The sequence below is a fragment of the Candidatus Zixiibacteriota bacterium genome (assembly GCA_021159005.1).
Taxonomy (GTDB): Bacteria; Zixibacteria; MSB-5A5; order UBA10806; family 4484-95; genus JAGGSN01.
In genome coordinates this window covers 41,551-48,510 of the sequence record JAGGSN010000009.1, presented here as the reverse complement: position 1 = coordinate 48,510, position 6,960 = coordinate 41,551, and the positions used below count along the sequence as shown (strand labels likewise).

The following is a 6,960-nucleotide window of genomic DNA, read 5'->3' as shown; positions in this document are numbered from 1 at the left end:
AAGCTTCAAGCTGGCAATTACAGCGAAGCTAAGAAGATGCTGCTGCTGAAGTAAATCCAGCAGGTAATCAGGGGCGCACGGGGACGTGTGCCGCCCACCAAAGTGTGCCGCCCACTAATCCAGCCATTTCAGTGGTTGGTGTACGTCCTCGTGCACCAACATATCTTACTACTACCCCAACCTATTCCTGCTTGAAACCGATATTCTTCTCTTCCTGTCCGGGGATATTTATCTGGCCAAACTGGTTCTCATATTTCTTGAGATTATCCTCAAGCGCTTTATGCAAAATCTTGGCATGTCCAGGTGTCATGATTACCCTGGCGTAAACCTTGGCTTTGTCCCGACCGGGCATGATTCTGGCAAAATCGAACACAAACTCCTGCGGCGAGATGGCTATAAGCGCCAGATTTGAATATATCCCCTCGGATTCCTTCTCGCCAAGTTCGATATTCAATTTTCGCTGCTGCGGAGGCATCGGCTGTTTATTCATTTGAAAGCTCCTTAATGTTATTATTTCAGTGGTTGGTGTACGTCCTCGTGCACCAACTTACTTATGTTATTATTCGCAATTACTATTTTACCTTGCTTACACACTACCATTTTAATATAATATTTAATTATGCTAAAAACAAAGGATAAAAATACCGCCAATCAAGTACCCATAAAGATAAGCAAACCCCGTCTTGACAGGCTGTTTAGCGGTTTTGATAAATGCCGCATCATGGTTGTCGGCGATATAATGCTCGACCGCTATCTCTGGGGAGCGGTATCGCGAATATCGCCGGAGGCGCCGGTGCCGGTTGTCGAAATCAGCAAAGAGGAATGCCTTCTCGGTGGTGCGGCTAATGTTGCCAACAATATCGCCGCCCTTGGCGGTCAGCCTCTGCTTCTCGGCATTACCGGGAAAGACAGTTTCGCCTCCGTTTTGAAAAAGGAACTGACTGTCAGAAATTTCTCTATTAATGGTGTATTCACCGATAGCAGTCGTCCCACCACAGTCAAAACCCGGATTATCGCCAGCAATCAGCAGGTAGTTAGAGCCGACCGCGAAAAAACTCATGAGATTTCCAAGCGGCTGAACAAAAAGCTGGCAGACTATATCGACAAGACCATTGATAACATCAAGGCGGTGATAGTCTCCGATTACGGCAAGGGCGTAATAAACTCGACGCTGTTAGATTACCTGATTTCCGCTTGCAATAAACGAGATATTTTCATCGCTGTAGATCCGAAAGAGAGCCAATTTTTCAACTACAAGCATGTGTCGGCAATTACTCCAAATCATCATGAGGCGGGTTTCGTAGTCGGCAAAAAAATCAAGGATGACGCAACCCTTGTCGATGTCGGCTGGCAAATACTTGACCGGCTGGAGGCGAAATCATTGCTTATCACACTGGGTGAAAAAGGTATGGCATTATTTGAAAACGGCGTATCCGAAAAGAACAAGCGTTTGCTGACCAAAATACCGACTTTAGCGCGCCGGGTTTATGATGTTACCGGCGCCGGCGATACGGTTATCGCCGCCTTAACTATGGCATCGGCGGCAGGCGCATCCCTCAAAGAAGCGGCGTTTATCGCCAATATCGCCGCCGGTGAGGTTGTTGCCGAGGTAGGCACCGCGCAGGTTAAAAAAGATAGGCTTAAAAAGTTGGCAGCAAAATATATCTAATCATCAAAATACCGTAACGTGGGCGGCATCCACCAAAGGCGGACTCGTTTGCTCCTTTTTAATGAAAGATGAGAATTTTGTAAAAATTGAATGACAGGATATTAGAAATATAAGAAAACCATCATGAAAAAAATAGTCTCACAATCCGAACTGCTAAAAATCAGAAAAGCCTGCCAACGCAAGAGGCAAACTGTCGTGTTCACAAACGGCTGTTTCGATTTACTCCATCGCGGGCATATCGAATATTTAGCCAAAGCGAAAAAGCTTGGCGATATCCTGATTATCGGGCTTAATACCGATAAATCCGTAGCTATGCTCAAAGGGCAGGGTCGGCCGATTGTCAGCTTCAATGACCGCGCCTATATAATCTCGCATCTCGATATGGTCGATTATGTTGTCCCATTCGGTTCATTAACTCCGAAAGCCCTGATTACAAAACTTCTCCCCGATATTCTAGTCAAGGGCGGCGACTACAAGCCGGAGGATATTGTCGGCGCTAAGGAAGTAACAGCCAACGGGGGAGAGGTCGCAGTGATCAAATATATAAAAGGGCGCTCATCATCGGAGCTTATTGATGTAATCAGGAAATTGAAGACATAATGCTGGCAAGAAGTTTTTAGTTATTGCGAGCCAGCCAAGACATCCACCCGGGGGCGAGCAAACCGGACACTTTTTCTTTTCTTATAAAAAAAATATTTTAAAACAGCTTGACATTTTCAGTAATAATAATATTATGAAAATACAGTTTATTTATGTTATCGAAGAATATCGGGGGGGTGTTCCTGGAGATAAAGGAATGCCTGTAAGGAATAGTAAGAGTGTAAATTTATCGCCAATAATTGTAATTGGCGGAGGACCGTCGGGATTGCTTGCGGCAATCACCGCCTCGAAAAACGCGCGGCAGGTAATACTATATAATAAAAATCCTTGGCCGGGAAAGAAGATTGCAGCGGTTCCATCAGAGGAACTATATTTTTCCGAAAAGCTGCCGCCCACCAAGTTAGCCTCCGGATTTGATGATAAATCAAAGTTTGTTGCTCCCATATTTAAGGCGTTCGGCTATACGGATCTTATCAAGCTTGGTAAAAAAATGAAGCTGCATTTGGAAGCAGACCAGTTCGGACATTTTAAAGCCAACGGCATACCTGGTGATGGTTTGATTAAATCGCTTCTTGCGGAAGCCGAAAAGAGAGGCGTGCTATATAAAAAGTCATCTCGTGTCAGTGATATATATACCTATAGGAAAAAAGTTGTTGGTGTGGCCGTAAACAGTACGAGAGTTCCGGCATCGGCGGTAATCCTTGCCGCCGGGTCGATTTCTGCCCCCAAGCTTGGCTCAACAAATGATGGTTATATCATCGCTGAAAAACTCGGCCATAAGATTAATACAATTAAACCAGCGCTTACCGATTTAATCACTCATGAAAAGCACAACAAGATTCTTAAAGGTTTGACTTTCGATGATGTGGTAATTAGCATCTATATTGATGGCAGGCAGACTCATTCGGAAAAAGGTGAAATCAAATTTAAGGCAGATTCAATTTCCGGCTCATTTATATTAAATCATTCTGCCGAAATTATCGAGCTTCTCCCCAAGCATACTGTCGAAATCAGGCTGGATTTTATGCCCGAACAGACAAGAGAAAGTCTTGAAACATGGCTGATAAAGCAGTTAATGGCAAAGCGTACTATAAATATCAAGCAGTGTTTAAACGGGCATTTTAGTGATGGAATCATCAAGGCGATTTTTGCCGAATCCGGCATTAAGCCTGATAAATCCGTAATACATATCAGCAATCTTGAACGCAAAGCAATGGTTCAGGCTGTTAAGAGTTTCCGAATGACTATTAAAGCGCCCAAGCCATTTAATTACAGCCGCGGAGTTCTTGGCGGCGTGTCAACGGATGAAATCGACCCTCATACTTGCCAATCGAAAGTTATCAAGTCGTTGTATTTTGCCGGCGGTGTGATGGATGTTTTAGGACCTTGGGGCGGCTACAATATGCAGTTTGCTTTTTCCAGCGGTTATGTTGCCGGCAATGCGGCGTGTAATGGTTTGAAATAATCCGACCCTGCGGCACAAGAGTCCGTCTGAGGCGAGGCTGCCAAGCCAGCGCTTGACAGCCAGAGTGTAACATCACTTCAGTAAAACGATCTTTCTCGGTCTGCTTTCGATAAGTCCCTCCCATTGTTTAATCTTTACAAAATATACTCCGCTGGATAGTTCGCCTCCCTGATTGTCTCTGCCATCCCAGACTACCTCCTGCTCGCCGGGATACCTATTATTCTCTGTTAAAATTCTTACAACACGCCCAAGTAAATCATATATCTCTATCTTAACATCAACCGGCATCGGACCGATATTGCCGATGTTGTATCTTATAATAGTCTGCGAATTAAACGGATTAGGATAATTGCCGATGATTGAAGTCAAACGAGGAACATCAGAACCGAATAAATCCCTGATATCGGTCAAAATCACAGCTAATTCCTCTGAATAATCAGATACGTTATCCTGGTTGTCAATTGCCGATATCCTGTAATAGTAATTATTAGTGTGTTCAAAATCAGTATCTATGTATAACGATGTCTCCGGTTCAGCTATTAAATTAAATACCGATGGTTCAAAACCGGAAACGGTATCTCTATATAATAAATAATAGTTGAAATCAGCCTCGGTATTGTAAAGCCATTGAACAGTAATAGTATCATTTGCAATAGAACCATAAAGACTGTCGGGTATTCCCGGAGGCAGGTCTTGATATTCATAAACCTCGCCAAGGGGACCGCCATAAATTCCGATATCAGAGCGGGTGCTGTCTAAATCAAGTATCTCAGGATCACCGGCGTTTATGCAGGGTGAGAATGCCTGTAAATGGTAATCATTGCTGCTGATAAACATAGGCTCAACAAATATATTACCGATGGAATCATATTGAGCTGGGGATTCGGAATAAATATCAATACCGTTATTCCAGAAACAGTTGTATCTTATCGAGGCATACTCATAATATGGAGAATATGGATATATATCTATTGCCGTTCCATTTTCAATATTCATAAATACATTGCCATAAATATCAATATAATCGGTGGAATCGTTAGAGTATTTTGCCAATGATAATCCCGGTCTATGGCTATTGACAATATTATAAGCAAACTTGCTGCCTCTTGATACGTTCTCTATCATAGCCGTTTCACCGAAATACAAACAGATGTTATTCTGCATAATCAAGGTATCGATATGTTCAGCATTGCATAATAACCTATTGCCTCCCCATCGACTTACATTGTAGAAAAAGTTATTCTCTACAACTATCTTATCTGAATCTATAAATAAGCTTGTAAGTACATGAGATGTGGGCGCGCATATATTATTTCGAAACACACCTAACGGGCCATGAAAAGATTTATCATAAGCGCTCAAAGAATCAAAAACACAGTTCTCGATTATTTCGGTGGCATTGGCATCTCCTAAAATCGCGCAGCTATGGCATGTGCCTTTGAATTTGCAATGATTGACATATAAGTCAGTTGGCGGGCCAAAAAGCGTAAAAGCAAGAATCACAGCGCTTTGAGTCGCTAAATGCTCAAAGCATATATCCCTTAGCGATGTATTTCTTGCTCTCATAAAAAGCCAGGTTGGCTGGTCGGTCCATATAAGTGTCGAGTCCCAGCCGCTGCCTATGAAGGTCATACAGGAGTCTTCCGCATCCATGCGTATAAGCTCATACCACTCACCAACGCCAATATCACCGTATCATACGATTCAGCCGCGTCTATGGCATCCTGTATGCTGTCCGCCGCCGTATCCCAACTGGTGTAGGGGTACTCGTTAGAGCCGTCATGGCTGGCGTAGTGGTAGTCGGCTTGGGTTATGCCGCTAACTATTATTAGCAGAAGACATATCAGATATGCCCTGCCTTTTATTGTGGTCATAATTCAAAACTCCTCATGATGTTGTTGTCAATGATGTATCGTATTATTAATAAAATATATGCCAAAATCGACATTCTGTCAAGGCGGAAAACATGGGCGGCGTATGTCCCTATCCTCGGCATACATCTGTGTGCTCCCAATATGCAATCCGCCCCGAATCAATATCTTACAGATTTTCTGGAACTATCCGAATAAATTGTTGTATAATTAAATAACGATTAAGAGAGGTGTATATTGGAAAAACTAACAGATAAAGAGTTGTTTGCCAAAGTTGCCGATGACAACGAACGGGCGTTTGCGATGTTTGTGGATCGCTATAAAAACCGCCTGTTTAATTTCGTCTTTCGCATCATTTCCGAAAAAGAAATGGCCGAGGATATCCTTCAGGAAACATTCCTGCGAGTCTATAACCAACGAAAAAACTACAGTCCCGATTACGCATTATCGACATGGGTTTATACCATTGCCCTAAACCTGTGCCGTTCCGAACTTCGCAAACGCAAACTCAGGAAATTTATCAGTCTCGAATTCCTTAAAGAAGAATCCGATATTGAACTCCCCGGTGAGAAAAACCTTGAGCCGCAAAAGCTGAAACCGCTTTTAGATAAAGCGATTAAAGGTTTACCGGATGAATACCGCACAGCGTTCGTTCTTTGCGATATCGACCGTCTGCCATACAGCGAAATCGCCGAGATTATGCGAGTGCCGGTTGGCACAGTCAAGTCGCGCATCAATAGAGCGCGCACTATGCTTAGAGAGAAACTATTACCCTATAAGGAGTTAAATTATGAACTGTCGAAAGGCTTCCCGCCTGCTATCTGCCTATATTGAGGGCGGCCTCTCACCCAAAGAAACCGATGGGTTCGAGGCGCATCTCAAGGCATGCAGCGTATGCCGGCAAAAGCTGGCGGACATTAAAGCAATCATTCAAACTGCCGGCAAGCTTGAGCAGGTTACACCCGGACCACATTTCACGAGCCGATTGATGTGCGCGATTAACCAGCAAAATAACATCGGCCTTGCCTGGCACAAATGGCGCTATCGGCTGTCTCTTTCCGGCGCCGCCTTTGTTGTCGCCGCCAGCTTCACTTTCTATCTGATTAGCCCCGGAGTCTCAACACTGCCGGTTCCTATTGCCGGAAACGACTCACAGATTGAAACCGCCGCTACAACTGATTCCGCCAAAATAAAAAGGGGCGTGCCTGTTTCCGATGAGGCTCTAAAGCGCGATATGGTTCTAACCGAAAGCCCGACAGCTGATTCCATTAGCCGGGATTCAATTACCCCGCCCAAACATTATGTTAAGCCTGTCGGAATAAAGAGAGATAATAAAGATAAAAGAATTTTTTAGA

General features: G+C 43.8%; 8 protein-coding genes. 5 read left to right on the top strand and 3 right to left on the bottom strand.

What is annotated here, in order from left to right:
* Positions 1 to 181: 181 nt before the first annotated feature.
* A complete protein-coding gene (locus tag J7K40_00735) occupies positions 182 to 490 on the bottom strand; it encodes a DUF3467 domain-containing protein (protein MCD6160924.1) in 309 nt (102 codons plus the stop codon).
* 129 nt (positions 491 to 619) lie between these two features.
* Here J7K40_00735 and rfaE1 point away from each other — a divergent pair, with 129 nt between their 5' ends.
* From rfaE1 to J7K40_00720, 3 genes are all read left to right on the top strand, one after another.
* Entirely contained in the window at positions 620 to 1,669 is a 1,050-nt protein-coding gene (rfaE1, locus tag J7K40_00730; GenBank protein MCD6160923.1) for a D-glycero-beta-D-manno-heptose-7-phosphate kinase, read from the top strand.
* 123 nt (positions 1,670 to 1,792) lie between these two features.
* Positions 1,793 to 2,269 carry a D-glycero-beta-D-manno-heptose 1-phosphate adenylyltransferase gene (gene rfaE2, locus J7K40_00725; protein MCD6160922.1) on the top strand — a complete coding sequence of 159 codons (477 nt, stop codon included), beginning with the start codon at positions 1,793 to 1,795 and terminating at the stop codon, positions 2,267 to 2,269.
* Positions 2,270 to 2,402: 133 nt separating this feature from the next.
* Positions 2,403 to 3,734 (top strand): aminoacetone oxidase family FAD-binding enzyme, encoded by a 1,332-nt coding sequence (locus J7K40_00720; protein ID MCD6160921.1) that lies wholly within the window; start codon positions 2,403 to 2,405, stop codon positions 3,732 to 3,734.
* A 72-nt stretch (positions 3,735 to 3,806) separates the two neighbouring features.
* Here J7K40_00720 and J7K40_00715 read toward each other — a convergent pair whose 3' ends face one another.
* Both J7K40_00715 and J7K40_00710 read right to left on the bottom strand, forming a co-directional pair.
* Positions 3,807 to 5,366, bottom strand: coding sequence for a T9SS type A sorting domain-containing protein (locus tag J7K40_00715; protein MCD6160920.1), 1,560 nt, complete (start codon positions 5,364 to 5,366; stop codon positions 3,807 to 3,809).
* Complete coding sequence (locus J7K40_00710) at positions 5,363 to 5,608, bottom strand: hypothetical protein (GenBank protein ID MCD6160919.1); 246 nt, start codon at positions 5,606 to 5,608, stop codon at positions 5,363 to 5,365. The genes J7K40_00715 and J7K40_00710 overlap by 4 nt, the downstream gene beginning before the upstream one ends.
* A gap of 234 nt (positions 5,609 to 5,842) precedes the next feature.
* On the opposite strand from J7K40_00710, the gene J7K40_00705 reads away from it, so the two are divergent.
* Positions 5,843 to 6,439: an RNA polymerase sigma factor gene (locus J7K40_00705; protein ID MCD6160918.1), complete on the top strand. Its 597-nt coding sequence runs from the start codon at positions 5,843 to 5,845 to the stop codon at positions 6,437 to 6,439.
* Positions 6,396 to 6,959, top strand: a complete 564-nt coding sequence (locus tag J7K40_00700; GenBank protein MCD6160917.1) for a zf-HC2 domain-containing protein — start codon at positions 6,396 to 6,398, stop codon at positions 6,957 to 6,959. The genes J7K40_00705 and J7K40_00700 overlap by 44 nt, the downstream gene beginning before the upstream one ends.
* Position 6,960: the final 1 nt, after the last annotated feature.